This window comes from Streptomyces dysideae (genome assembly GCF_001514305.1).
GTDB classification, from domain to species: Bacteria; Actinomycetota; Actinomycetes; order Streptomycetales; family Streptomycetaceae; genus Streptomyces; species Streptomyces dysideae.
Map to the genome: position 1 here is coordinate 102,421 of NZ_KQ949090.1, position 25,713 is coordinate 128,133.

Sequence of the window (25,713 nt, forward strand, 5' to 3'; positions counted from 1 at the left end):
CGTCGGTTGTCAGTGGGGTTTGGTAAGAATGCAGGCGTGAGCAGCGAGAATGAGCAGGCGCGTGGCGGTGGCGAGGGGGCACCCCCCGAGCAGCTTGCGTTCATTCGGGAGAGTGTGCGGAAGGCCAAGGCGCCCAAGGCCAAGCCGCGGACCTGGCGGGGGGCCGCGCTGGCCAAGGAGCGGCCGGTGGCGCGGGTGCTGGTCGACAAGGGAGTGCTGCATCTCGATCGGCTCTTCGACTATGCCGTGCCCGAGGAGCTCGACGCGCAGGCGCAGCCCGGAGTGCGGGTGCGGGTGCGGTTCGGGGCCGGACGGCATCGGGTGCGGGACGGGCGGCGTGAGGGGGGCGGGCTGATTGACGGGTTTCTCGTCGATCGGGTCGCCGAGTCCGATTACTCCGGGCCGCTTGCCGCGCTCGCTCAGGTTGTGTCGCCCGAGCGGGTGTTGAGCGAGGAGCTGCTGGGGCTTGCCCGGGCTGTCGCCGATCGGTACGCGGGGAGCCTTGCCGATGTGCTGCAGTTGGCCGTGCCGCCGCGTAGTGCTCGGGCCGAGCAGCGGCCTTCGCCCGCGCTGCTTCCGGCGCCCGGGGTGCCTGACGCGGGGGCCTGGGGGCGGTATGAGCAGGGGGCCGCGTTTGTGGCGGCGCTGGCCTCCGGGGGTGCGCCGCGTGCTGTGTGGAACGCGTTGCCCGGGGGTGAGTGGAGCGAGGAGCTGGCTCGGGCCGTCGTGGCGACCTTGGCCTCGGGGCGGGGGGCACTGGTCGTGCTGCCCGACGGGCGGGCTGTTGCTCGTGTGGATGCCGCGCTGACCTCGCTGCTGGGGGAGGGGCGACATGCGGTGCTGACGGCTGACGCCGGGCCGGAGAAGCGGTATCGGGAGTGGCTCGCCGTGCGGCGGGGGGCCGTGCGGGCTGTGGTGGGGACTCGGGCCGCCATGTTCGCCCCGGTTCAGGATCTGGGGCTCGTGGCCATCTGGGACGACGGTGACGACAGCCACAGCGAGCTCCATGCACCTCAGCCGCACGCACGTGACGTGCTGCTTCTCCGGGCCGCTCAGGACAAGTGCGGTTTTCTGCTGGGTAGTTGGAGCTGCACCGTGGAGGCCGCGCAGCTCGTGGAGGGTGGCTGGGCCCGGCCGCTCGTCGCCGGGCGGGAGCAGGTGCGGGCTGCCGCGCCGCTCGTGCGGACTGTGGGGGACACTGATCTCGCTCGGGACGAGGCCGCGCGTGCCGCACGGCTGCCGACCCTCGCCTGGCAGGTCGTCAAGGAAGGGCTGCGGCAGGGGCCCGTGCTGGTGCAGGTGCCCCGGCGGGGGTACGTACCGCGGATGGCGTGCGCCAACTGCCGGGCTCCCGCGCGGTGCCGGCAGTGCTCCGGGCCGTTGGAGGGGCAGGAGTCCGGGGGCGCCTTGCGGTGTGGGTGGTGCGGGCAGGAGGAAGGTTCCTGGCACTGTCCGGAGTGTGGTGCGTCTCGGCTGCGGGCTCAGGTCGTGGGGGCGCGGCGGACTGCTGAGGAGCTGGGGCGGGCTTTTCCCGCCGTTCCGGTGCGGACCTCGGGGCGTGAGCAGGTGCTGGACACCGTGCCGGGGGCGCCCGCTCTGGTGGTGAGTACGCCGGGGGCCGAGCCCGTTGCCGAGGGCGGGTACGCGGCGGCGCTGCTGCTGGACGGCTGGGCCATGCTCGGGCGGCCCGATCTGCGGGCGGGGGAGGACGCGCTGCGGCGGTGGATCGCGGCCGCCTCGCTGGTGCGGCCGCACGGGGCCGGGGGGACGGTCGTCGTGGTGGCCGAGCCCACCTTGCGGCCTGTGCAGGCACTGGTGCGGTGGGATCCCGTCGGACATGCGGTACGGGAGCTTGCCGAGCGGGCCGAGCTGGGGTTTCCGCCGGTGTCGCGGATGGCGGCGGTGTCGGGGCCCGGGGATGCCGTCGCCGATTTTCTCCGTACGGTCGAACTGCCCCCGGAGGCTGAGGTGCTGGGGCCTGTTCCGGTGCCGGTCACGGTGGTGGGACGGCCCCGGCGGGTGGGGGCGCCGCCTCCTGGGGAGCAGTGGGATCGCGCGTTGGTCCGGGTGCCGCCGGGGAGGGGGGCCGCGCTGGCGGCTGCCCTGAAGGCCGCGCAGGCTGTGCGGATGGCTCGGGGGGCTGCGGAGGCTGCGGTGCGGGTGCGGATCGATCCGCCTGATATCGGGTGACCGTGGGGTGAGTGGTGCGGGGTTCGCTCTGTTACAGGCCTCTGCCCTCCCGGTTCTCTTCCGGGAGGGCAGAGCGAGGGATGTGTCAGCCGTTGCGGGGGCCGGGGAACGCCGTCGGTCTGGCATCGTCGCGGAGGGACGGGCTGCCTGCCGTCGGCTGCGTCGGCATGGAGCGGGCCGCGGGGACCGTGGTGATGCCGGTGGTGACGTTGACCGGCCGGGTGCCCGCCGGCTCGGTCGTCCGCTCGGCCTCGGCGGCCGCCTGAGTGGCGGCGCGGCGGGAGCCGTAACGGCGGTGAACCGCCTGCTTGGTGACGCCGAGGGCGGAGCCCACCGCGTCCCACGAGAAGCCGAGCGAGCGGTCGAAGTCCACGGCGGCCGTGACCAGGGTCTCGACACTGTCCCGCAGTTCCTGGGCGAGACGGACCGTCGGCGCGGGAGCGCGTCCGTAGACGACGAAGCCCGTGGACGGGCCGGAGCGGCGCGGACGGTAGACGTTGCCCAACTGGGCGGTGAGTGTGCGCAGTGCGTCCACCTGCCGGCGGACCCGCTCGATGTCCCGCACCAGCAAGTGCAGGCTGGCCCGAGCCTGGGCGTCGTGGGTTGCGTGGTCGGCCATGAACAAGCCTCTCGAACCGGCGTTGAAAAGGATGGGGCCGCGCATGTGCGGCCCGTTGTGGTCAACTCTTTCTTGACCAACGCGGATTCGCTCCGCGGGTCACGCAGTGGGGGCGTGTGGGCATATGCGTACGCCCCCCCGTGCCGGGGTGTGCGCCTCGGACTTCGGCCTCGGTTTCTTCTCCTACCCGCGCACCGCCCGTTTCCAGTTGAGAGAGAGATTGGCCTCTCCTGTGGGGGTGCCTCGCCATCGGCGGGTATTCGTTCGTGGTCATAGAATTGGGGGCTGCCCGCTACATCCCTGCCCGAGAGGCCCGTGCTCGCCCATGAAGCTTGTCTTCGCCGGTACCCCCGAGGTCGCCGTTCCCGCTCTGGACGCTCTGATCGCCTCCGGGCGGCATGAGGTGGCCGCCGTCGTCACGCGGCCCGATGCGCCGGCCGGGCGTGGGCGCAGGCTGGTGGCGAGTCCGGTGGCCGAGCGGGCCGAGGAGGCCGGGATCGAGCTGCTGAAGCCCGTCAAGCCGCGGGATCCGGAGTTCCTGGAGCGGCTCAAGGAGATCGCGCCCGACTGTTGTCCGGTCGTCGCCTATGGGGCTCTGCTGCCGCGGGTCGCCCTCGACATCCCCGTCCACGGCTGGGTCAACCTGCACTTCTCGCTGCTGCCCGCCTGGCGCGGGGCCGCTCCCGTGCAGCACGCCATCATGGCGGGCGACGAGATCACCGGTGCCTCCACCTTCCTCATCGAGGAAGGACTCGACTCCGGGCCCGTCTACGGCACCGTCACCGAGGAGATCCGGCCCACCGACACCAGCGGCGACCTGCTGACCCGGCTCGCCTTCGCCGGCGCCGGGCTGCTCGCCGCGACCATGGACGGGATCGAGGACGGCACCCTCAAGGCCGTACCGCAGCCGGGCGAGGGGATCAGCCTCGCCCCGAAGGTCAACGTCGAGGATGCGCACATCGACTGGAACGCCCCCGCCCTGCGCGTCGATCGCGTCGTGCGCGGGTGCACGCCCGCCCCCGGTGCCTGGACCGTCTTCCGCGGTGAGCGGCTCAAGCTCATCCAGGTCCAGCCGGTGCCCGAGCGGACCGGCCTGGCGCCCGGCATGCTCTCCGTCGGCAAGAACAACGTCCACGTCGGCACCGGGTCGTACGCCGTCGAGCTGCTGTGGGTGCAGGCCCAGGGCAAGAAGCCGATGCGGGCGGCCGACTGGGCGCGCGGGGTGCGGAACGGGGACGGGGAGATCCTCGGCGTGTAACCAGCTGCGCGCCGGCGTGTTGGTGCGTCGTACGCTGGGAACACTTCTCATCCTGCAATCCGGAGCACCTTTTTCGTGAGCGAGACCTCCCGCCGTCCCGGCAAGCCCTACCGTCGGCCCAAGAAGGACCCCGTCCGCTTCCTCGCCTTCGAGGCCCTGCGGGCCGTGGACGAGCGGGACGCGTACGCCAACCTCGTGCTGCCGCCGCTGCTGCGCAAGGCGCGGGAGAAGGAGGGACCCGACAAGTTCGACGGGCGGGACGCGGCGCTCGCCACCGAGCTGGTGTACGGGACGCTGCGGCGGCAGGGGACGTACGACGCCGTCATCGCCGCGTGTGTCGACCGGCCGCTGCGGGAGGTCGACCCGCCGGTGCTCGATGTGCTCAGCCTCGGGGTGCATCAGTTGCTCGGGACGCGGATTCCGACGCATGCCGCCGTCTCCGCGTCTGTCGAGCTCGCCCGGGTCGTGCTCGGGGACGGGCGGGCCAAGTTCGTCAACGCCGTGCTGCGGAAGGTCGCGCAGGACGATCTCGACGGGTGGATCGCCAAGGTCGCGCCGCCCTATGACGAAGACCCCGAGGATCACCTCGCCGTTGTGCACTCGCATCCGCGGTGGGTCGTCTCCGCGTTGTGGGACTCGCTGGGCGGAGGGCGCGCCGGTATCGAGGCATTGCTGGAGGCCGACAACGAGCGGCCCGAGGTGACGCTGGTTGCCCGGCCGGGGCGGGCCACGACCGAGGAACTGCTCGGTGAGGAGGCTGCCGTGGCGGGGCGCTGGTCGCCGTATGCCGTGCGGCTGGCCGAAGGCGGTGAGCCCGGGGCCATCGAGGCCGTACGGGACGGGCGTGCGGGCGTGCAGGACGAGGGGAGCCAGCTGGTCGCTCTCGCTCTGGCCAACGCGCCGCTGGAGGGGCCCGACGCGAAGTGGCTCGACGGGTGTGCCGGGCCCGGCGGCAAGGCCGCACTGCTGGGTGCGCTCGCCGCCGAGCGGGGGGCGGTGCTGCTCGCCTCCGAGAAGCAGCCGCATCGGGCGGGGCTGGTGGCCAGGGCCCTGGCCGGCAATCCCGGGCCGTATCAGGTCATCGCCGCCGACGGGACCCGGCCGCCGTGGCGCGACGGTGTCTTCGACCGGGTGCTGATGGACGTGCCGTGCACCGGGCTCGGTGCCCTGCGGCGGCGGCCCGAGGCGCGGTGGCGGCGGCGTCCGGAGGATCTCGAGGGGTTCGCGCCGTTGCAGCGTGGCCTGTTGAGCACCGCCCTCGACTCCGTGCGGGTCGGCGGGGTCGTCGGCTACGCCACCTGCTCGCCGCACCTCGCCGAGACCCGTGCCGTCGTCGACGACATCCTCAAGCACCGGTCGGACGCCGAGCTGATCGACGCCCGGCCGATGCTGCCCGGCGTACCGGACCTGGGCGAGGGACCGGACGTACAGCTGTGGCCGCATGTGCACGGGACCGACGCCATGTATCTGGCGCTCATCCGGCGGACCGGCTGAGCCGACCTGGCAGAAGGCCGGTCCGACGTCTCCGGCGTCGGACCGGCCCTTCCGGTGGTGCGTGCCCCTCGGGCCGGTCAGTCCGTGCCGAACTCCATCGCGGCGCGGTCCAGCAGTTCGTCGTCCTCGGTGACCTCGCCGCGGGAGGCGATGGCCTCCGCGCCGCCCTCCGGCATCTCGGTCATGGTGCCGATCAGGCCGGTCGCGGCCGCCTGGGCGGCACCGATGGCGGGGCTGCCGGTGCCGAACAGGCCCAGGCCGGCGTACTGCTCCAGCTTGGCGCGCGAGTCGGCGATGTCGAGGTTGCGCATGGTGAGCTGGCCGATCCGGTCCACCGGGCCGAACGCGGAGTCCTCGGTGCGCTCCATGGACAGCTTGTCCGGGTGGTAGCTGAACGCCGGGCCCGTGGTGTCGAGGATCGAGTAGTCCTCACCGCGCCGCAGCCGCAGGGTGACCTCGCCGGTGACCGCCGAGCCGACCCAGCGCTGCAGCGACTCCCGGATCATCAGGGCCTGCGGGTCCAGCCAGCGGCCCTCGTACATCAGCCGGCCCAGGCGCCGTCCCTCGGTGTGGTACTGGGCGAGGGTGTCCTCGTTGTGGATCGCGTTGATGAGGCGCTCGTACGCCGTGTGCAGCAGGGCCATGCCGGGCGCCTCGTAGATGCCGCGGCTCTTGGCCTCGATGATCCGGTTCTCGATCTGGTCCGACATGCCCAGGCCGTGCCGGCCGCCGATGGCGTTGGCCTCCATCACCAGATCGACGGCGGAGGCGAACTCCTTGCCGTTGACCGTCACGGGGCGGCCCTGGTCGAAACCGATCGTCACGTCCTCGGTGGCGATCTCGACCGACGGGTCCCAGAACCGCACGCCCATGATGGGCTCCACGGTCTCCACGCCGGTGTCCAGGTGCTCCAGGGTCTTGGCCTCGTGGGTGGCGCCCCAGATGTTGGCGTCGGTGGAGTATGCCTTCTCCGTGCTGTCGCGGTAGGGCAGGTTGTGGGCGAGCAGCCACTCCGACATTTCCTTGCGGCCGCCGAGCTCGGTCACGAAGTCCGCGTCCAGCCAGGGCTTGTAGATCCGCAGGTGCGGGTTGGCGAGCAGGCCGTAGCGGTAGAACCGTTCGATGTCGTTGCCCTTGAAGGTCGAGCCGTCGCCCCAGATCTGGACATCGTCCTCGAGCATCGCCCGGACCAGGAGCGTGCCCGTGACGGCGCGGCCGAGCGGAGTGGTGTTGAAGTAGGCACGCCCGCCCGAACGGATGTGGAACGCGCCGCAGGTGAGCGCGGCCAGGCCCTCTTCGACCAGCGCCGCGCGGCAGTCGACCAGACGGGCGATCTCGGCACCGTAGGCCTTGGCGCGGCCGGGCACCGAGGCGATGTCGGGCTCGTCGTACTGGCCGATGTCGGCGGTGTAGGTGCACGGCACGGCGCCCTTGTCGCGCATCCACGCGACCGCGACGGAGGTGTCGAGGCCGCCGGAGAAGGCGATGCCGACGCGCTCGCCGGCGGGGAGGGAGGTGAGGACCTTGGACATAGGAAGATTATGCATAATCGCGCATGATCATGCAAAGTCTCTGTGGTGGTGATTTCCGGCACGGCCGGTCCCCGCTCAGTCCGACGACTGGCGGACCCTCTCCTCCGGCTGCCGCACCGCGGCCGCACCGCCGTCCTCCCTGGCCAGCCTGTGCGGCCACCACACCTTCGGACCCACGTCCAGGAACAGCGCCGTGACCAGCACCGACCGCACGATGAAGGTGTCCAGGAGCACGCCCAGCGCGACCGCGAAGCCGATCTCGGCGAAGGCGACCATGGGAAGCGTGGCGAGGGCCGCGAAGGTGCCGGCCAGGACCAGGCCCGCGGAGGTGATCACCGCGCCGGTCGCCGCCAGACCCGTCACCACGCCGGGGCGGGTGCCCTGATGGGCGGCCTCCTCGCGGATGCGGGTCGTGAGGAAGATGTTGTAGTCGATGCCCAGGGCCACCAGGAAGACGAAGACGAAGAGCGGGAAGTCCGTCGTCTCGCCCGCGTAGTCGAAGAGGTACCGGAACGCGAGTGCGCTGATGCCCAGCGCCGCCGTGAACGACAGGATCACCGTGCCGATCAGGAGCAGCGGGGCGATCAGGGCGCGCAGCAGGACGCACAGGATCAGCATCACCACGACCAGCACCAACGGGATGATCAGTACGTTGTCGTGCGTGGTCGCCTCGTCCATGTCCAGCAGGGCCGCCGTACCGCCGCCGACCTGGGCGTCGGCGTCCGGCACCGCGTGCACGGCGTCGCGGACCCGCTCCACGGTCTGCTTCGCGGCCTCGCTGTCGGAGGGGTCGGTCATCGTGGCCTCGAAGAGGACCTTGCCCTCGAACGACGGTTTCGTGCCCGGTGGCAGGCCCAGCGACTCGGGGACGACGCCGCGGGTGTCGGCGACCGCCCGGCCCACCTGGTGGGCCTGCGCCTGGTTACTGATGACGACCAGGGGGTCGCCGCTGCCCGCCGGGAAGTAGCGTGCGGAGACCTCCTGGCCGGTGATCGAGTCCGGCTTGCCGGTGAAGGCGTCCGCGTTGTTGATGCCCTCGGCGCGCATCTGGATCAGGCCTAGGGAGCAGACCGCCAGGACCACCGCGGTGACGCCCCAGACCATGCGGGGGCGGCGGGCGATACGGCCGCCCATGCGGGCCCAGACGCCTGTGTCGGCCGGGTTCGGCGCGCCGAGACGCGGGATCACCGGCCAGAAGATCCAGCGGCCGAAGATCACCAGCAGGGCCGGGAACAGGGTCATCATCGCCAGCAGGGCGACCGCCACGCCGATCGCTGCCACCGGGCCCAGACCGCGCGTCGAGTTCATCTCGGCCGCCAGCAGCACCAGCATGCTCAGCACGACGGTCGCGCCGGAGGCGATCACCGCCGGGCCCGCGCGGTGCAGGGCGAGGGCCATCGCCTCGTGCCGGTCCTCGTGTCGGCGGAGCTCTTCCCGGTAGCGGGCGACGAGGAGCAGGGCGTAGTCCGTCCCCGCGCCGAAGACGAGGACCGTCAGGATGCCCGCGCTCTGCCCGTTGACCGTCAGGCCCGCGTGTTCCGTCAGGAGGTAGATGAGCGCCTGGGCCGTGAACAGGGCGGCGACCACGGAGAGCAGCGGGACCAGAAGGAGGGACGGGCTGCGGTACGTGAGCAGCAGCATCACGATCACGACGCCCATCGCGGCGATCAGCAGCGTCGAGTCGATGCCCTCGAAGGCCTCGGAGAAGTCCGCCGACGTGCCGCCGGGGCCGGTGATGTGCACGGCGAGCCCGGCGCCGCCCTCACCGACATCGTCCCGGATGGAGTCGACGGCGGGGGCGATGCGCTCCCAGCCCTTCTCGTCCATCGTGATCGGCACGTAGATCTGGGCCGCGCGCGGGTCGGTCTCCCGGTCGAACACCGGGCCCCGGGTCTCCGCGCCGCGAATCCCATGATCGGTGAGTTGTTTGAGCTGTCCCACGTCCTCGGTGATCGTCGCCCGGTCCTGTGCCGTCAGGCCGCTCTCCCGGGCATACACGACGATCGCGGGGATCTGCTCCGGCCTGAAGTCCTCGGAGAGCTCCAGGACCTGGGTCGACTCGGCGGAGCCGGGCAGCCAGGACGCCGCGTCGTTGTCCTGGGCATCGGTCAGCTTGGAGGCGAAGGGCGCCATCAAGAACAGCACCACCAGCCACAGCGCCAGCACCAGCCACTTGGCACGCCGCCCGCAGACGAGGTGTCCAATGCCTCGGTTCTCGCTCATGGCCACCCCGCAGGCGTACGTCGAGCCCGTAGGCCGCCCAGCATGGCACGCGAGCCGCCGTCGCAACATCCGATGAACGGCTTAGGTCTGGACCGGCGCGAACATTCGTGCCCGGGCATGGCAGGCTTGGGTCATGGCCGCGCAGATCAACCCCAGCATCCTGTCCGCCGATTTCGCCCGCCTCGCGGACGAGGCGAAGGCGGTTGACGGAGCCGACTGGCTCCACGTCGACGTCATGGACAACCATTTCGTCCCGAACCTCACGCTCGGTGTGCCGGTCGTAGAGTCTCTGGCCCGTGCGACGGACACTCCGCTGGACTGCCACCTGATGATCGAGGCCCCCGATCGGTGGGCGCCCCAGTACGTGGAAGCGGGTGCCTCCTCCGTCACCTTCCATGTCGAGGCGGCCGCCGCACCCGTGCGGCTGGCCCGGGAGATCCGGGCCAAGGGTGCCCGCGCCTCCATGGCGCTCAAGCCCGCGACGCCCATCGAGCCGTACGAGGATCTGCTCCCCGAGCTCGACATGCTGCTGATCATGACGGTCGAACCGGGCTTCGGCGGCCAGGCGTTCCTCGACATCATGCTCCCCAAGATCCGCCGCACCCGCGAGTTGATCAGCAAGCACGGCCTCGAGCTGTGGCTCCAGGTGGACGGCGGCGTCTCCGCGTCGACGATCGAGCGGTGCGCGGAGGCGGGCGCGGACGTCTTCGTCGCCGGTTCGGCGGTGTACGGGGCGGATGACCCCGCCGAGGCGGTGCGTGCCCTGCGCGCACAGGCCGAGGCGGTGACCGAGCATGCCTCCTGGGCATGCGACCACTGAGCCAAGGGAACGTGAACGGCGCCCACTGAGGGCGGATCAAGTGCGCCGGATCTGCAAGGATGAACGGCGAATCCAGAGTGTGAACAGTAGTGAGGAGATCGCCGTGTCGGGTATGTCGGCGGGCCGGTCAGCCATGCGGATGGGACCCGCTGAGCTGGTGCAGGCGGCGGCCATGGCCCGCCGCTTCTACCTCGAGGGCAAGTCCAAGATCCAGATCGCGGAGGAGTTCGGCGTCAGCCGCTTCAAAGTGGCCCGGGTCCTGGAGACCGCCCTCGAACGGGATCTCGTACGGATCGAGATCCGGGTGCCGGCCGAGCTGGACGCGGAGCGCTCGGACGCGCTGCGCGCCCGGTACGGCCTGAGGCACGCTGTCGTGGTCGAGTCCCCGGCCGATGCCGAGGAGTCGCCCGATCCGGAGAACCTGGGGGAAGTGGCCGCCGACCTGCTCGGCGAGCTGGTCAACGAGGGGGATGTCCTGGGCCTGGCCTGGGGCCGTTCCACCATCCACATGGCCGCGGCGCTCGACCGGCTGCCGCCGTGCACGGTGGTGCAGCTGACGGGTGTCTACGACGCCGGGACCGCCGAGCGCGGTTCGGTGGAGGCGGTGCGGCGCGCCGCCCAGGTGTCGGGCGGCGACGCCCACCCCATCTACGCGCCGATGCTGCTGCCGGACGCGGCCACCGCGGCCGCGCTGCGCAACCAGACCGGGATCGCCCGGGCCTTCGAGTACTTCGACAAGGTCACGGTCGCCTGTGTCTCCATCGGCTCCTGGGAGCCGGGCATCTCGACGGTGCACGACATGCTCAGCGACGAGGAGCGGGCGCACTACGCCTCGCTCGGTGTCGCCGCCGAGATGTCCGCGCACCTCTTCGACACCGAGGGGCGCCGGGTCGGGCGGGACCTGGGGGAGCGCTGCATCACGGTCAAGGCCGACCAGCTCCGCCGTATCCCCGAGGTCGTCGCGATCGCCGGCGGGCAGCGCAAGGCGGCCGCGATCGACGCGGTGCTGCGGTCCGGGCTCGTCACCAGCCTGGTGACGGACACGTCGGCGGCGGACGTACTGATGACCGCCGGCCCCACGCCGAGGCCCGCACTCAACCGGGCCGACCCGGACGGTCCCTGACGGAGCGTGTCAGGACGCCGGGCTCCCGCGATCGGGGGCCCGGCGCATTGTCATCGGACGGGGATGGCGAGATCGACTACACCGATGATCACCCGCTACACCGGTGATCACTACGAATCCTTCAGGGCGGTACTGAGATGGCGGAGCTCGTGGTCACCCTCGACCTCGGCGGAGTCACGGACAAGGCCGGCCTGATGGACCGCTGCGCCCGTGCGCTCGGCCTGCCGGACTGGTTCGGCCGTAACTGGGACGCGCTCGCCGACTCCCTGTCCGACCCCGGCGGCTGGCCCGAGGGCGCTGCCGAGCAGGGGCTGCTGGTCGTCGTACGGGGGTGGCAGCCGTACGCGAAGGCGCGGCCGCAGGAGTGGGAGGTGGCGCGGGACGTGTTCACCGACGCGGCGACCCGCGAGCCCGCGCTCACCGTGGCGCTCGCCCTCGGCTGAGGCGGTCCGCGCGGCCCTGACGGATGGTGTATCAGATTCCGCCCGAACCGGCGCACTTCGTGGATCGTGAGGAAGCGCAGGCCCGGGTGCTGCGGCTGGTCGCGGAGCGGCACGGGACACCGTCGGGCGGACGGAGAGCTACCCGGACGGCGTCCTGGGCGACCTGCTGCGCTCCCTCGGCGCGGACTGGATCGCCCCGGTGTTCGGGGAACGGACGCGGCAGTACCGGTCGCTGACCTGCGGCAAGCGACTCGTGACCGTCGTCGACAACGCCCGCTGCGGCGCCGAGGTCGAGCCCCTGCTGCCCGCCTCCGGCGCGAGCCTGGTGATCGTCACCAGCCACGGTCCGCTGTACGACCTTCAGGCCGGGGCGGTCGTCGAACTCCCCCTGGACCCGCTGGCCGAGGCGGACGCGCTGGAACTGCTGGAGCGGGTGACGTCCGACGCGCGGCTCGCCGCCGAGCCGGACGTGACCCGCGAGCTGCCGGCTGTGCCGCCATCCGGGACGGACGCTGCCCCGGCTGGTGGGCAGGCTCACGGCCGAGCTGCACGAGAAGGGCATGCCGATGGTGGAGCGGGTCTGGGACGCGGCCTACCGGGGCCTGAGCGACGCCGCCGCCCGGCTCTACCAGCTGCTCGGTGCGTCCCCTGAGCGAGTGGCTCGTCGCGCTGCACACCCCGCGCCTGACCCTGGCGGAACAGCGCACCGCCCGGGTCCTCGACCAGCGCCGCCACACCTGCGTCCGTTTCCAGGAGGCCGCCGACGCGGCCCTCGTCACTCGCAGCACGGGCCCGGACGTCCAGCGCGCCTACAGCCTCGTCCTCCCGGAGGGCCCGGCGGAGCCCGCCACCGCGGCGCACGCGCTGATGGAGTCACTCCGCAGACACGCGTCCTCCCTCGACGAACTCGACGCGTGCAGAAGGGAGTTCATCGAGTCGGCGCGGGCCGCGCTGTCCGACGCCGAACGCGGGGAGACGCGCGGCGATCCGGCGAGGTGACATCCGTGCCCCGGGCACCGCGACCGCCCGTCGCGTGGGACCCGGTTTGGTTCCTGGAGGATCCGACCATGACGGGACGGGCCGCCTGGACGATCCGCCCGGGCATCGCATTCCGGCCGACATGGGACAATGAAGTACGTGCTCTTCCCCCTGGCTGACCTGTCCGGGGGCCACCTCTGAACGACTGGGATGTGCAGCACGTGCGTTTCCTCAACGACATCCAGCCCGCGTACGACCTGACGTACGACGACGTCTTCATGGTCCCGAGCCGCAGCGCGGTCGGCTCGCGGCAGGGCGTGGACCTCAGCTCCCCGGACGGCACGGGCACCACGATTCCGCTCGTCGTCGCCAACATGACCGCCGTCGCCGGCCGCCGGATGGCCGAGACCATGGCGCGTCGCGGCGGCCTCGTGGTCATCCCGCAGGACATCCCGATCGACGTCGTCACCGAGGTCGTCTCCTGGGTGAAGAGCCGCCATCTCGTCCTCGACACCCCGATCGTGCTGGCCCCGCACCAGACCGTCGCCGACGCGCTGGCCCTGCTGTCGAAGCGGGCGCACAACGCCGGTGTCGTCGTCGACGAGGACCACCGGCCGATCGGTGTGGTCACCGACGCGGACCTGTCCGGCGTGGACCGCTTCACCCAGCTCGAAGTGGTCATGTCCAAGGACCTGCTGCTGCTCGACGCGGACATAGACCCGCGCGAGGCCTTCAACACCCTCGACCACCACAACCGGCGCTACGCCCCGGCCGTCGACAAGGACGGCCGCCTCGCCGGCATCCTGACCCGCAAGGGCGCCCTGCGCGCCACGTTGTACACGCCGGCCGTCGACGCCCACGGCAAGCTGCGCATCGCCGCGGCGGTAGGTATCAACGGCGACGTCGGGGGCAAGGCCAAGCAGCTGCTCGACGCGGGCGTGGACACGCTCGTCATCGACACGGCGCACGGCCACCAGGAGTCGATGCTCGGCGCGGTCAAGGTCGTGCGCGCGCTCGACCCGCAGGTCCCGATCGTCGCGGGCAACATCGTCGCCGCGGAGGGGGTCCGGGATCTGATCGAGGCCGGCGCCGACATCATCAAGGTCGGTGTCGGACCGGGTGCGATGTGCACGACCCGCATGATGACCGGCGTGGGGCGGCCGCAGTTCTCGGCGGTGCTGGAGTGTGCCGCCGAGGCGAAGAAGTACGGCAAGCACGTCTGGGCCGACGGTGGTGTCCGGCACCCGCGTGACGTCGCCATGGCGCTGGCGGCCGGTGCGTCCAACGTGATGATCGGGTCGTGGTTCTCGGGGACGTACGAGTCGCCGGGCGACCTCCAGCAGGACGCCGACGGGCGCCTCTACAAGGAGTCGTTCGGCATGGCGTCCGCGCGTGCCGTGCGCAACCGTACGTCGGAGGAGTCCGCGTACGACCGGGCCCGCAAGGCGCTGTTCGAGGAGGGCATCTCCACGTCCCGCATGTTCCTGGACCCGGTCCGTCCGGGCGTCGAGGACCTGATCGACTCGATCATCGCGGGCGTCCGCTCCTCCTGCACGTACGCCGGCGCGGGCTCCCTGGAGGAGTTCGCCGAGAAGTCGGTCGTCGGCATCCAGAGCGCGGCGGGCTACGCCGAGGGCAAGCCGCTGCACGCCAGCTGGAGCTGACGCGTCAGCTCCCTTTCGTACGGCCCCTGTTGACCCGCTGCCGGGAAATTCGGGGGCCGTTCGCGTGCGCGGGTTCTACCGTCGGCCACATGGAGATCACCGTTTGCGGAGCCGCCGACGTGGCGCTGCTGGACCAGCACATCGGCTCGCCCGGAGCGACCTCGTTCCATGCCCGGCGGTTCGCGCGGCAGGAGGCGGGGGAGAGCACGTACCTCATAGCCTGGCTGGACGGGCGGCCCGTCGGGCACACGGAGGTCCGATGGCGCGGCTGCGACGACCCCGGGGTGCGGGCGGCCCGGCCCGGCTGCCCGGAGATCAACGCGCTGTCCGTCTGGCCCGAGGCGCTGCGGTCACGCGGGATCGGCAGCGCCCTGATCCGTGCCGCCGAGCAGCTGGCCCGCGAGCACGGCAGCACGGTCGTCGGCCTCGGCGTCGCGGCCGACAACCCACGCGCCGCCGCCCTCTACGAACGGCTCGGCTACCGGCCCCTGTCCGACTACCTCGGCCGCTGGTCGTACGAGGGCCACGACGGCGTCACACACGAGTGCGTCGAGGCGCTCACCTTCCTCGTCAAGGAGCTGTCCAGCGAGGTCGGGACCCCCTTCGACGACGTGGACGCGGCCGAGGCGGGGGCCGTCGCGGAAGAGCCCGATCCGCGCTGATCAGACGTCCGCGCAACACTCCGAAGCCCCCGCGCAACGAACACCCACCGACCCGCGATGCACGCAACGATCTTGCGGAGATGCGCAAGGCTGCTGCATTACGACCGCGACGTCCCGGCTCATAGGGTCGTGCGCTGTACATAGCGTGGCGGGGACCCCGCTCGGTGGGTCTCTGCTGTCACAGAGGTGCCGCCGGTCCCCGTCGCCCTGACAGGCAGCGACGAAGGAGTCAGCGCGTGTTCGACCAAGGCGCACCCCCGCAGGACCGCAGTCAGACCGCCCCACCGTCCCCGGGCGTCGGTGCGCGCCTCCTGCGTCGCAAGCCTGTGGAACGCCTGGTCGCGGAGGGCGGCCAGGGTGAAGGGGGCAGCCTGCGGCGGTCCCTCGGGATGTGGCAGCTCACCATGATCAGCATCGGTGCCACCCTCGGCACCGGCATCTTCGTCGTCCTCGGCGACGCCGTTCCGGAGGCCGGCCCCGCGGTCACCCTGGCCTTCGTGATCGCCGGTCTCACGGCGCTGTTCTCGGCCCTGTCGTACGCCGAACTGGCGGGCAGCATCCCCGTCGCCGGCTCCTCGTACTCGTATGCGTACGCAACGATGGGCGAACTGGTCGCCTGGGTCTGCGGCTGGTGTCTGGTGCTGGAGTACGGCGTCTCGGTGGCCGCCGTCGCCGTCGGCTGGGGCGAGTACCTCAACGAGCTGCTGAACGGAACGATCGGGGTCACCATCCCGGCCGCGCTGTCCTCGGCGCCTGGCGAGGGCGGCATCATCAACCTGCCCGCCCTGATCGTCGTCCTGCTGGCGATGGTGTTCCTGCTGGGCGGCGTACGCGAGTCCGCCCGCGCCAACACGATCATGGTCGCCGTCAAGATCGCCGCGCTGGTGCTGTTCTGCGCGGTCGGCTTCACCGGCTTCAAGTCCGGCAACTACGCCGACTTCATGCCGCTCGGCATGGCGGGCGTGAGTGCCGCGGGCGCGACGCTCTTTTTCTCCTACATCGGCTTCGACGCCGCCTCCACCGCCGGCGAGGAGGCGAAGAACCCCAAGCGTGACCTGCCGCGGGCCATCATGCTGTCGCTGATCATCGTGACCGCGCTGTACGTGCTCGTCGCGGCCGTCGCCGTCGGCGCCTGGAACTGGACCAAGTTCGAGGGCTCCAACGCCTCCCTTGCCGCGATCATGAGCGACGTCAGCGGCCAGAGCTTCTGGGGCACCCTCCTCGCGCTCGGCGCGGTCATCTCCATCGCGAGCGTGGTCCTCACCGTGCTCTACGGCCAGACCCGCATCCTCTTCGCGATGTCCCGCGACGGCCTGGTGCCGAAGGCGCTCGGCAGGGTCCACCCGAAGACCGGTGCGCCCCGCCTCAACACGGTGATCGTGTCCCTCTTCTGCGGGGTGCTCGCCGCCCTCATCCCGCTGGGCAAGCTCGTCGACGCCACCAGCATCGGCACGCTGTTCGCCTTCGCGCTGGTCAATATCTCGGTGATCATCCTGCGCTACCGGCGGCCGGAGCTGGAGCGTACGTTCAGGGTGCCGTTCGGGCCGGTGCTGCCGGTGCTGGGCTTCCTGTTCTGCGCGTACAACATGGTCAGCCTCGACACCGTGACCTGGGTGGTCTTCGGATGCTGGATGGCCGTCGGGCTCGTGTTCTACTTCGTATACGGCTATCGCCGTTCCCGTCTTGCCACGCGAGAAGTCCTCGCAACACCAGAAGCGAAGTGAACCACCCGCAGTGCTGAACGATCTCGACGAACGCATCGTGCACGCCCTCGCCGAGGACGCCCGCCGCTCCTACGCGGACATCGGGCAGTTGGTCGGCCTGTCCGCGCCCGCGGTGAAGCGGCGCGTGGACCGGCTGCGTGCCACCGGGGCCATCACCGGATTCACCGTGCGGGTGGACCCGGCGGCGCTCGGCTGGGAGACCGAGGGGTTCGTCGAGATCTACTGCCGGCGCAACACCTCGCCGGAGAGCATCCAGCGGGGGCTGGAGCGGTACCAGGAGATTGTGGCCGCGTCCACCGTCACCGGGGACGCGGACGCGGTTGTGCAGGTCTTCGCCTCCGACATGCGGCACTTCGAGCGGGTGTTGGAGCGGATCGCGGGGGAGCCGTTCGTGGAGCGGACCAAGTCGGTGCTGGTGTTGTCGCCGTTGCTGCGAAGGTTTTCTTCCGGGTCGCCGACCTAAGTGCTTCGTCTGCGGGTTGGTGGGGGCTGGTCGCGCTCACGCGGCGGAGCCGCATATCGATACAGCCCCGCGCCCCTACAGGGCGCGTATGCGCACCGCCTTGAGCATGCGCCGTACGCCCATTGCGTGGCCGCCTGTGCCTATGACGAGCTGCCTGTAGAGGGCGCCCGCCGGGCCGGGGAATCTTGCCCGGGTTTCGGCCCGTAGGCGGGTGCGTCCCGGGGTGGGCTCGTCGAGGTGGAAGATCAGGGCGTATGTCGAGAAGTGATGGCGTCCTACCAGGACCAGCTCCCGGCCCGGGGTCGCCGAGGCCACCCGGAAGCCGGGGAGCGTTGAGCCCTCGGCCAGGGGTCGGGGTCCCGACGCCGTGCGGTCGGCGCAGCCGGCCAGGCGGGCGTAGGCGGCTGCTCGGCCACTTCCGAAGGAGCGGTGCAGAGCCTCACAGAGCTCTCGCCAGACGGCATCGGCCTCTGCCGCGACGACTGTTGTGTGCTCGTCGACGTACGGGAGGTACAGGGGCGCGGCGGCGTTCATGGAGGTCCCCTTCGTCAGGAGGAGGTCATTCTGCCGTCTTCCGGGCCAGCGCGTTGTTCCCGATCGAGTTGTGCACGCTGAAGCTCACCGCATCCGAACGGTAGCGGTCGTCCGACCACTCCACCGGGCGTCCTTCGCGGGTCGTCGTCACCCGGCGGACGCGCAGGAGGGGACTCGTGCGGCGGATGGCCAGCAGCTCGGCGTCCTGGGCGCCCGCCGCCACCGCGTCGATGACGTGCTCGCCGTAGGCGAAGACCAACCCCGTGTCCTCGTAGAGTCGTTGGGTGACGGACGGGCAGTCCGGCTCGATCGGTTCGACGGCCGGGGAGATCCAGTCGGCGTACACGGTCCGCTCCAGCAGCACCGGCTCGCCGTCCAGGCCGCGTACTCGCAGGACGTGCAACACCGGGGTTCCGGGCCGGAGTTGGAGGCGTACGGCGTCCTCCTTCGTCGCCGGGCGGTACTCCTGTGCGACGACCTGGCCGGTCGCCTCGCGGCCCATCGCCCGCGCCCACTCGGCGAAGCTGCGCAGCTCCGCGAAGCTCTGGCTGCGGCGGGTGGCCAGCACCACCCGGCGGGCGCCCTGGCGGGAACCGATCAGGCCCTCGGCGGTGAGCGTCGCGACGGCCTGGCGGACCGTGCCGCGCGAGACGCCGTAGTGGGCCGCGAGCTCCGTCTCGGCGGGCAGCAGGCTGCCGACCGTGTACTCCTCGCGGTCGATCGCCCGGCGCAGCTCGTCGGCGATCTCCTCGTGTCGCGCCGCCATGCTTCCCCTCTGAGTCAGTCGCTGTGCACAGCGTGACCAGCCTAATCGAGATCCGGCGGTGATCCGTGTCAACGGGGATTGTGCAGGAATTCAGGGGTCAGGGTTTCGCCAGTGTTTACGCGGGGGACACCAGCGACAGCCTTACTGAGGCCAACTTGTTCAGACAAGTCATCTCTGTTTGGCTCCTGCACCCTCGCGCGTCCCCTGGAGAAGCCGTGACCGTGTCCCTGCCGAGAACAGCCGTCCCGAGCGGCGCCCTCGCCGTCGTCGCCGCGCTCGCCCTGAGCGCCTGCGGCGCCGCCCCCGACAACGCGTCCACCACCGCCGACGGCAAGAACGCCGCCACCGCCACCTCCGCCGCCGACTTCGGCGGCATGTCCCAGCTGGTCGCCGCGGCGAAGAAGGAGGGCACGCTGAACGCCATCGCGCTGCCCCGCGACTGGGCCAACTACGGCGCCCTCATCGACGGCTTCGAGAAGAAGTACGGCATCAAGGTCGAGGTCGAGAACCCGGACGGCTCCAGCCAGGACGAGATCAACGCCGTGACGTCCAGGAAAGGTCAGGACCGTGCGCCCGACGTCCTCGACCTGGGCAGCTCGTTCGCGCTGGCCGCCGCCCAGCAGGGGCTGCTCGCGCCGTACAAGGTGGCGGCCTTCGCCGACATCCCCGAGGAGCAGAAGGACCCGCAGGGGCGCTGGTACAACGACTACGGCGGGTACATCTCCATCGGCTGCGACGCCAAGCGCGTGAAGCAGTGCCCCGAGACCTTCGCCGACCTGCTGAAGCCCCAGTACAAGGGCCAGGTCGCCCTCAACGGCAACCCCACCAAGTCCGGCTCCGCCTTCGCCGGCGTCTGGGCCGCCGCCCTCTCCAACGGCGGTTCCTTCGACGACATCCAGCCCGGCCTGGACTACTTCGCCGAGCTGAAGAAGAACGGCAACTACACGCCCGTCGAGTCGACCCCGGCCACCGTCGAGAAGGGCGAGACGCCGATCAGTATCGACTGGGACTACCTCAACGCCGGGTACGCCGACGAGTTCACGTCCAAGGGCGTCGACTGGAAGGTCGCCGTGCCGGACGACGGTAAGTTCTCCCAGTACTACTCGCAGGCCGTCAACAAGGACGCCCCGCACCCCGCGGCCGCCCGCCTGTGGCAGGAGTACCTCTACAGCACCGAGGCCCAGAACCTGTGGCTCGAGGGATACGCCCGCCCGGCCCTGATGCCCGCCATGGAGAAGGCCGGCACGCTCGACAAGACCGCCGCGGCCAAGCTGCCCGAGGTCTCCGGGACGCCCTCCTTCCCGACCGAGGCCCAGCAGAGCGAGGCCAAGGAAGTGCTCGGGCAGGGCTGGGGGAAGGCCGTTTCCGGATGACCACGACCGTCGCACGGGTCGATGTGGTGGCCGTCGCTTCCCCGAAGCGGCGGCGCCGCGCCCCCGGCTGGCTCGCCGTCGTCCCGCTGCTCGCCTTCGTGGCGGTCGCCTTCGGGATCCCCGCACTGGCCATGCTGGACGGCGCCTTCACCGTCAGGGACCAGGCCACGGGGGCGACCTCGTACAGCGCGGAGAACCTCTCGGCCTCGCTGCGGGGCGCCTATCTGACCGCCCTGCTCGGCAGCGTCAAGCTGTCCGCCGTCTCCGCCGCCCTCGGGGCCCTCGTCGGGCTGCCGCTCGCGCAGGCCGTGGTGACCTCCCGCTTCCGCGCGCTGCGCGAAGCCGTGCTCACCGCGTCCGGCGTGCTCGCCAACTTCGGCGGGGTGCCGCTCGCCTTCGCCTTCGTCGCCACCCTCGGCAACGCCGGCGTCCTGACCCGGCACCTGGGCCTCACCGACAAGGGCTGGGACCTCTACAGCTTCTGGGGACTGGTGATCGTCTACCTGTACTTCCTCATCCCGCTGATGGTCCTCACCATCACGCCCGCCCTCGACGGACTGCGCACCCAGTGGCGCGAGGCCGCGCAGAACAACGGCGCCACCACCGTCCAGTACTGGCTGCACGTCGCCCTGCCCGTGCTCGCGCCCTCGCTGCTCGGCGGGCTGGTGCTGCTGTTCGGCAGCGCCTTCGCCGCGTACGCCACCGCCGCGGCCATGGTGGGCAGTTCGATCCCGCTGGTCACCCTGCAGATCGCCGACGCGCTGTCCGGCAACGTCCTCGTCGGCCAGGAGAACGTGGCGCTCGCCCTCAGCCTCGACATGGTCCTCGTCGCGGGCCTGGTCATGGCCGTGTACCTGCCCCTGCAACGACGGAGCGCGCGATGGCTCGCCTGAACCTGTGGCGGTGGGGCGTGCTCGGCCTCGCCGGACTGTACTTCCTGGTGCCGCTCGCCGCGTCCGTGGTCTTCACGGTCGACGTGCCGGGGCAGGGCATCACCTTCGACGCGTACAGCCAGATCTTCTCCACCGGCGGCTTCGGCGCCAGCCTGCTGCTCTCCCTGGAGCTGGCCGCCGCCACCATCGCCGTCGTCCTGCTGCTGATGGTGCCCGCCATGGTCGCGCTGCGGCTCGGCGCGCCCCGGCTCAGGCCGGTCGTCGAGGTGGTGTGCTCACTGCCGCTGGTGGTGCCGCCGATCGCGTTCGTCGCCGGGATCGGGACCGTACTGAAGTGGGGGCCCGAACACCTCTCGCGTACGCCGCTGTTCCAGACGTTCGTGGCGATCCAGAACCCGGACTTCCCGTTCGTGCTGGTCCTCGCGTACGTCGTGATGGCGCTGCCGTTCGTGTACCGGGCCCTGGACGCCGGGCTGCGCGCCGTCGACGTACGCACCCTCGTCGAGGCCGCCCGCAGCTGCGGGGCCGGCTGGGCGCAGGCGCTGGTGCGGGCCGTACTGCCGAATCTGCGCGGCGCGTTGCTCAACGCCTCCTTCCTCACGCTGGCCCTGGTGCTCGGCGAGTTCACCGTGGCGCAGTTGCTGGGCTTCCAGCCCTTCGCCGTGTGGATCGTCAACGTCAGCGGGTCGCAGGCCCAGCTGTCCGTCGCCGTGTCCGTGCTCAGCCTGCTCGTCACATGGGTCCTGCTGCTCGTCCTCGCCGGCTTCGGCGGACGCACCCGTACCACTTCCCGGGGATGAACCGATGACCGTCACCACACTTGAGAAGTCCGCCGCGACCGAGGCCGCCACCGTCGAGTTCCGGGGCCTGCGACGGGAGTTCGGTGCCACCGTCGCCCTCGACGGCCTCGACCTGACCGTCCGCCCCGGTGAACTCCTCGCCCTGCTCGGCCCGTCCGGCTGCGGCAAGACCACCGCGCTGCGCATGCTCGCCGGGTTCGAACAGCCCGACTCCGGCGACGTGCTGGTCGACGGCCAGGACGTCACCCGCGTCCCGGCGCACCGGCGCGACGCCGGGATGGTCTTCCAGTCGTACAGCCTCTTCCCGCATCTCGACGCGCTCGACAACGTCGCCTTCGGGCTGCGCATGCGCAAGGTCCGTACCGCGGAACGGCGCGCGCGGGCCGCCGAGCTGCTGGAGCTGGTCGGCCTCGCCGACCAGGGCCGGCGGTTCCCGCACCAGCTCTCCGGCGGCCAGCAGCAGCGCGTCGCCCTCGCCCGCGCGCTCGCCCTGCGCCCCCGCGTCCTGCTCCTCGACGAACCGCTGTCCGCGCTCGACGCCAAGGTGCGCCTCACCCTCCGTGAGGAGATCCGGCGGCTCCAGCAGGAGCTCGGCATCACCACCCTGTTCGTCACCCACGACCAGGAGGAGGCCCTGTCGATGGCGGACCGGGTCGCCGTGATGCACGTCGGACGGCTCGAACAGTGCGCGGCCCCGGCCGAGTTGTACGGACGGCCCGCCACCGCCTTCGTCGCCGAGTTCGTCGGCACGATGAGCCGGATCCCCGGGCGGCTGTCCGACGGCACCGTCGAGGTGCTGGGGCAGCGCCTGCCGGTCGACGGGGCAGCGCCGCCGGTGACCGACGTGGACGTCCTGGTCCGGCCGGAGGCCGTCGGTGTCCGGGCCGGCGGCGATGCCCGGGTGATCGCCACGGCGTTCCTCGGCGCCGCCACCCGGGTCACCGTACGGCTGGCCGACGGCACCGAGGTGAAGGCCGACCTGCCCACCCACGAGGCGGCCGCGTTCGGCGCCGGCGCCGCGGTGAGCGTGTCGCTGCCCGAGCGGCCGGTCCTGGTGGCCGAACGTACCCGCTGACCCCCCCACGCAGGAAAGAGGAAACCGTGACACAACTCCCGCTCCAGGCCGTCCTGTTCGACATGGACGGCACGCTCGTCGACACCGAGCGGCTGTGGTGGGAGGCGGTGCAGCAGGTGGCCGACCGGACCCTGACCGAGGCGGACCAGCCGGCGGTGCTCGGCCGTCCCGTCGAGCACACCGCCGCCTGGCTGGCCGCCGCCACCGGCGCCCCGGCCGCGGACCTGGCCGCCCGGCTCCACCGGGAGTTCGCCGACCGGGTCCGCACCGGTATCGTGCCCCGCCCCGGCGCCCTGAGCCTCCTGCGCGCCCTGGCCCGCGAGGGCGTCCCCACCGCCCTGGTCACGGCCTCGCCCCGGGCGATCGCCGACACCGTCCTGGACGCGCTCGGCCGGGACCTCTTCGCCGTCTCCGTCACCGCCGACGACACCGAGCACACCAAGCCCGCCCCCGACCCCTACCTCGCCGCCTGCCGCGCCCTCGGCGTCGACCCCGCCGCCTGCGTGGCCGTCGAGGACACCCAGACCGGCGTCAGCTCCGCCGAGGCGGCCGGCTGCGCGGTCCTCGCGGTGCCCTCGCTCGCCCCGATCGAGCCGGCGCCCGGCCGGACCGTCCTGGCCGGCCTGGAGGGCGTCACCCCCGCGACGCTGCGCTCCCTGCTGCCGTACGGACTCCGCGTCATGACCTGGAACCTCTGGTACGGCGGCACCAAGGTCCACGACCACCGGGCCAAGCAGCTCAAGGCCATCACCGAGACCGACGTGGACGTGGTCGGCCTCCAGGAGACGTACGGCACCGCCGCCGGGGAACTCGCCGACGCCCTCGGCTGGCACCACCACCGGGCCGGCGAGAATCTCGGCATCATCAGCCGCCACCCGATCACGGCCCGCCTCGGCGACCCGGACGTCGGGTTCTACGGGGCCGCCGGGGTCCGGATCGCCATCGACGGCGCGCGCGAGGTGGACGTCTGGACGGCGCACCTCGACTACACGCCGTACGGCCCCTACGAGGCGACCTTCGACGGGCTCGCGGCGGACGGGCTCATCGCCCACGAGGAGGTGCGGCTCGGGCAGCTGCGGGACATCCTGAGCCGGATCGACGACACCGTGCCGGTCGTCCTGGTCGGCGACTTCAACAGCCCCTCCCATCTGGACTGGCCGACCGTCGCATGGCCGGTGACCAGGGCGGCGGAGGAGGCGGGCCTGCGCGACTCCTACCGCGAGGCCCACCCCGACCCCGTGCGGGAGCCGGGCCACACCTGGTCGCCGGTGCACGCCGAGCACGAGGACGGCAGCGGCCGCACCGAGCCGCAGGACCGCATCGACTTCGTCCTCCACCGGGGGCTGCGGGTGCTCGACTCCCGGACGTACGTCAGCGGCCGGCCGCGGCCCTGGCCGGACGTCGCGGACAACGACTGGCCGTCCGACCACTCCGCGGTGATCACCACATTCTCGCTGGGCAGCGAGGCGGGACCCGTCTAACATCGGTGCCATGACCTGGCGACATTGATCCACCAGCCGTGCCTCCCGAGGACCGCCTCGGACGCCGTACGCACCTCGCGTCCGGTGTCCGAACTGTCCCTGCGGGAAGGCCTCATGACACTCTCACCCACGCGTGCGCCCGCTGCCGGCGTCCGGCGGCTCACAGCCACGCTGTACGGCTACGCGTTTCTCCAGGACTTCGTCCTGCTCTACCCGGTGTACGCGCTGCTGTTCGCGGACACCGGTCTGTCGGTCTGGCAGATCTCCTCCCTGTTCGCCCTGTGGTCGGTCACCGGTGTGGTGCTGGAGGTGCCCTCCGGCGCCTGGGCCGACGCCGTGTCGCGCCGACTTCTGCTCTGGCTCGGCCCCCTGCTCACCGCCGCGGGATTCACCCTGTGGGTGCTGGTCCCGTCGTACTGGGCCTTCGCGGTCGGCTTCGTCCTGTGGGGCGTGCAGGGAGCCCTCGGCTCCGGCGCCGAGGAGGCACTGGTGTACGAGGAACTGGACCGGCTCGGCGCGGCCGACCGGTACGCGCGTGTCATGGGCCGGGCCCGGGCCGCGGGGCTGGTGGCCGTGATGGCCTCGATGGCGGCCGCCGGTCCGGTGTTCGCGGTCGGCGGCTACCAGGCCGTGGGCGCGGTCAGCGTACTGGCCTGTCTGCTCACCGCGGCGACCGCGACCCGGTTCCCGGAGCACCGGACCCCGGCCACCGGCGGCGACGGCTGGGCCGCGACCCTGCGGGACGGACTCGCCACCGCCCGCCGTGACCGGTCGCTGCGCCGGGCGCTGCTGCTCGTCCCGGCCGTCGGCGCGGTGTGGGCCGCCCTCGACGAGTACACGCCGCTGCTGGTCCGCGACACCGGCGTGCCCGACGAGCTCGTCCCCTACCTCCTCCTGCTGATCTGGACGGGCGCCACGGCCGGCAGCCTGCTGGCCGGTCCGGCCGAACGCCTCGGCAGCGGCGGGCTCGCCTGGCTCCTCGCGGGCGCCGCGCTCGCCCTCGCCCTGGGCGCGGGGGCCGGGACCCCGGCCGGCCTCGCCCTGGTCGCCCTCGCCTTCGGCGGCTTCCAGCTGGCGACCGTACTCGCCGACGCCCGGCTCCAGCACCGCATCGAGGACACCGGCCGGGCCACCCTGACCTCGGTCGCGAGCCTCGGCACCGAGCTGGCCACCGTCGCCGTGTACGCCGCCTACGCGACGGCGGCCGGGGGCGCCGCGCACGGCACGGTCTTCGCACTGTTCGCGGTGCTGTACCTGGTGACGGCGCTGGTGCTGGCCAGAGCCGGGGATTCCAGGGCGTGAGCGTGAAGGTGCCCGTCCCCTTCTGGAGCTTCCCGAAGGGGGCGGGGCCCGTGCACTTCTGCAGGTTGATGGCCTTGGTCGGGGCGTCGTTGTCCTTCGCCTGCGCGTCGAACGAGAACGTGATGTCGTCGCCGGCCGAGCGGTACGGCTTGGCGGTGCGGCGGGCGCCCCTCGCCGTGCACACCGCCCCGGCGCCATCCCGTGGCGTGGCGTAGCCATGCGGACCGCGGGGCTCCGCTCGGCGCGTCGAGGGAAGGCGCCGGCTTGTCCTCCGCGCAGCCGTCCACGCAGCTCAC

Annotated in this window: 24 protein-coding genes; 19 read left to right on the forward strand and 5 right to left on the reverse strand. The window is 71.8% G+C overall.

Features of this window, described 5'->3' with window-relative positions; all coding sequences use genetic code 11:
* The first annotated feature begins 36 nt into the window (after nucleotides 1–36).
* Entirely contained in the window at nucleotides 37–2,190 is a 2,154-nt protein-coding gene (locus AQJ91_RS24380) for a primosomal protein N' (protein ID WP_067025687.1), read from the forward strand.
* 85 nt (nucleotides 2,191–2,275) lie between these two features.
* Here the strand turns inward: AQJ91_RS24380 and AQJ91_RS24385 are convergent, their stop codons facing one another.
* A complete protein-coding gene (locus AQJ91_RS24385) occupies nucleotides 2,276–2,809 on the reverse strand; it encodes a hypothetical protein (protein ID WP_067025874.1) in 534 nt (177 codons plus the stop codon).
* A 325-nt stretch (nucleotides 2,810–3,134) separates the two neighbouring features.
* Here AQJ91_RS24385 and fmt point away from each other — a divergent pair, with 325 nt between their 5' ends.
* Entirely contained in the window at nucleotides 3,135–4,067 is a 933-nt protein-coding gene (gene fmt / locus AQJ91_RS24390; protein WP_067025690.1) for a methionyl-tRNA formyltransferase, read from the forward strand.
* Between the two features lie 75 nt (nucleotides 4,068–4,142).
* Nucleotides 4,143–5,561 carry an RsmB/NOP family class I SAM-dependent RNA methyltransferase gene (locus AQJ91_RS24395; RefSeq protein ID WP_067025694.1) on the forward strand — a complete coding sequence of 473 codons (1,419 nt, stop codon included), beginning with the start codon at nucleotides 4,143–4,145 and terminating at the stop codon, nucleotides 5,559–5,561.
* 77 nt (nucleotides 5,562–5,638) lie between these two features.
* On the opposite strand, the gene argG is transcribed toward AQJ91_RS24395, so the two are convergent.
* Together argG and AQJ91_RS24405 are read right to left on the reverse strand one after the other, a co-directional pair.
* Entirely contained in the window at nucleotides 5,639–7,093 is a 1,455-nt protein-coding gene (argG, locus tag AQJ91_RS24400; protein ID WP_067025697.1) for an argininosuccinate synthase, read from the reverse strand.
* A gap of 75 nt (nucleotides 7,094–7,168) precedes the next feature.
* The gene (locus tag AQJ91_RS24405) at nucleotides 7,169–9,316 is read right to left on the reverse strand and encodes an MMPL family transporter (protein ID WP_067025700.1); all 2,148 of its coding nucleotides are present in this window, start codon (nucleotides 9,314–9,316) and stop codon (nucleotides 7,169–7,171) included.
* Between the two features lie 133 nt (nucleotides 9,317–9,449).
* On the opposite strand from AQJ91_RS24405, the gene rpe reads away from it, so the two are divergent.
* The 9 genes from rpe to AQJ91_RS24450 all read left to right on the forward strand — a co-directional run bounded on the left by rpe (nucleotide 9,450) and on the right by AQJ91_RS24450 (nucleotide 17,193).
* Nucleotides 9,450–10,136, forward strand: coding sequence for a ribulose-phosphate 3-epimerase (gene rpe / locus AQJ91_RS24410; RefSeq protein ID WP_067025702.1), 687 nt, complete (start codon nucleotides 9,450–9,452; stop codon nucleotides 10,134–10,136).
* 79 nt (nucleotides 10,137–10,215) lie between these two features.
* Nucleotides 10,216–11,259 carry a sugar-binding transcriptional regulator gene (locus tag AQJ91_RS24415; protein WP_067025876.1) on the forward strand — a complete coding sequence of 348 codons (1,044 nt, stop codon included), beginning with the start codon at nucleotides 10,216–10,218 and terminating at the stop codon, nucleotides 11,257–11,259.
* Nucleotides 11,260–11,396: 137 nt separating this feature from the next.
* Nucleotides 11,397–11,702, forward strand: a complete 306-nt coding sequence (locus AQJ91_RS24420) for a barstar family protein (protein ID WP_067025706.1) — start codon at nucleotides 11,397–11,399, stop codon at nucleotides 11,700–11,702.
* A 199-nt stretch (nucleotides 11,703–11,901) separates the two neighbouring features.
* Nucleotides 11,902–12,354, forward strand: coding sequence for a hypothetical protein (locus AQJ91_RS24425; RefSeq protein WP_067025709.1), 453 nt, complete (start codon nucleotides 11,902–11,904; stop codon nucleotides 12,352–12,354).
* Nucleotides 12,342–12,701, forward strand: a complete 360-nt coding sequence (locus AQJ91_RS24430; protein WP_067025712.1) for a hypothetical protein — start codon at nucleotides 12,342–12,344, stop codon at nucleotides 12,699–12,701. The genes AQJ91_RS24425 and AQJ91_RS24430 overlap by 13 nt, the downstream gene beginning before the upstream one ends.
* Nucleotides 12,702–12,901: 200 nt before the next feature.
* Nucleotides 12,902–14,344, forward strand: a complete 1,443-nt coding sequence (locus tag AQJ91_RS24435) for a GuaB1 family IMP dehydrogenase-related protein (RefSeq protein WP_067025878.1) — start codon at nucleotides 12,902–12,904, stop codon at nucleotides 14,342–14,344.
* A gap of 89 nt (nucleotides 14,345–14,433) precedes the next feature.
* Entirely contained in the window at nucleotides 14,434–15,006 is a 573-nt protein-coding gene (locus AQJ91_RS24440) for a GNAT family N-acetyltransferase (RefSeq protein WP_079085164.1), read from the forward strand.
* 236 nt (nucleotides 15,007–15,242) lie between these two features.
* Nucleotides 15,243–16,730 (forward strand): amino acid permease, encoded by a 1,488-nt coding sequence (locus AQJ91_RS24445; protein WP_067025715.1) that lies wholly within the window; start codon nucleotides 15,243–15,245, stop codon nucleotides 16,728–16,730.
* 10 nt (nucleotides 16,731–16,740) lie between these two features.
* Entirely contained in the window at nucleotides 16,741–17,193 is a 453-nt protein-coding gene (locus tag AQJ91_RS24450; protein WP_067025718.1) for an Lrp/AsnC family transcriptional regulator, read from the forward strand.
* A gap of 75 nt (nucleotides 17,194–17,268) precedes the next feature.
* Here AQJ91_RS24450 and AQJ91_RS24455 read toward each other — a convergent pair whose 3' ends face one another.
* On the reverse strand, nucleotides 17,269–17,727 hold the full coding sequence (locus AQJ91_RS24455) for a hypothetical protein (protein ID WP_067025720.1): 459 nt from the start codon (nucleotides 17,725–17,727) through the stop codon (nucleotides 17,269–17,271).
* 25 nt (nucleotides 17,728–17,752) lie between these two features.
* A complete protein-coding gene (locus AQJ91_RS24460; RefSeq protein ID WP_067025723.1) occupies nucleotides 17,753–18,493 on the reverse strand; it encodes a GntR family transcriptional regulator in 741 nt (246 codons plus the stop codon).
* 215 nt (nucleotides 18,494–18,708) lie between these two features.
* Here AQJ91_RS24460 and AQJ91_RS24465 point away from each other — a divergent pair, with 215 nt between their 5' ends.
* The 7 genes from AQJ91_RS24465 to AQJ91_RS24495 all read left to right on the forward strand — a co-directional run bounded on the left by AQJ91_RS24465 (nucleotide 18,709) and on the right by AQJ91_RS24495 (nucleotide 25,632).
* Entirely contained in the window at nucleotides 18,709–19,866 is a 1,158-nt protein-coding gene (locus AQJ91_RS24465; protein ID WP_067025726.1) for an ABC transporter substrate-binding protein, read from the forward strand.
* Nucleotides 19,863–20,759, forward strand: a complete 897-nt coding sequence (locus tag AQJ91_RS24470) for an ABC transporter permease (protein ID WP_067025729.1) — start codon at nucleotides 19,863–19,865, stop codon at nucleotides 20,757–20,759. Before AQJ91_RS24465 ends, AQJ91_RS24470 begins: the two co-directional genes overlap by 4 nt.
* Nucleotides 20,747–21,559 (forward strand): ABC transporter permease, encoded by an 813-nt coding sequence (locus AQJ91_RS24475; RefSeq protein ID WP_067025732.1) that lies wholly within the window; start codon nucleotides 20,747–20,749, stop codon nucleotides 21,557–21,559. The genes AQJ91_RS24470 and AQJ91_RS24475 overlap by 13 nt, the downstream gene beginning before the upstream one ends.
* Before the next feature lie 4 nt (nucleotides 21,560–21,563).
* The gene (locus AQJ91_RS24480; RefSeq protein WP_067025734.1) at nucleotides 21,564–22,634 is read left to right on the forward strand and encodes an ABC transporter ATP-binding protein; all 1,071 of its coding nucleotides are present in this window, start codon (nucleotides 21,564–21,566) and stop codon (nucleotides 22,632–22,634) included.
* Between the two features lie 26 nt (nucleotides 22,635–22,660).
* Nucleotides 22,661–24,115, forward strand: coding sequence for an HAD-IA family hydrolase (locus AQJ91_RS24485; protein ID WP_067025737.1), 1,455 nt, complete (start codon nucleotides 22,661–22,663; stop codon nucleotides 24,113–24,115).
* 114 nt (nucleotides 24,116–24,229) lie between these two features.
* Nucleotides 24,230–25,417 carry an MFS transporter gene (locus tag AQJ91_RS24490; protein WP_067025879.1) on the forward strand — a complete coding sequence of 396 codons (1,188 nt, stop codon included), beginning with the start codon at nucleotides 24,230–24,232 and terminating at the stop codon, nucleotides 25,415–25,417.
* Nucleotides 25,414–25,632: a hypothetical protein gene (locus AQJ91_RS24495; RefSeq protein ID WP_067025741.1), complete on the forward strand. Its 219-nt coding sequence runs from the start codon at nucleotides 25,414–25,416 to the stop codon at nucleotides 25,630–25,632. Before AQJ91_RS24490 ends, AQJ91_RS24495 begins: the two co-directional genes overlap by 4 nt.
* Nucleotides 25,633–25,713: the final 81 nt, after the last annotated feature.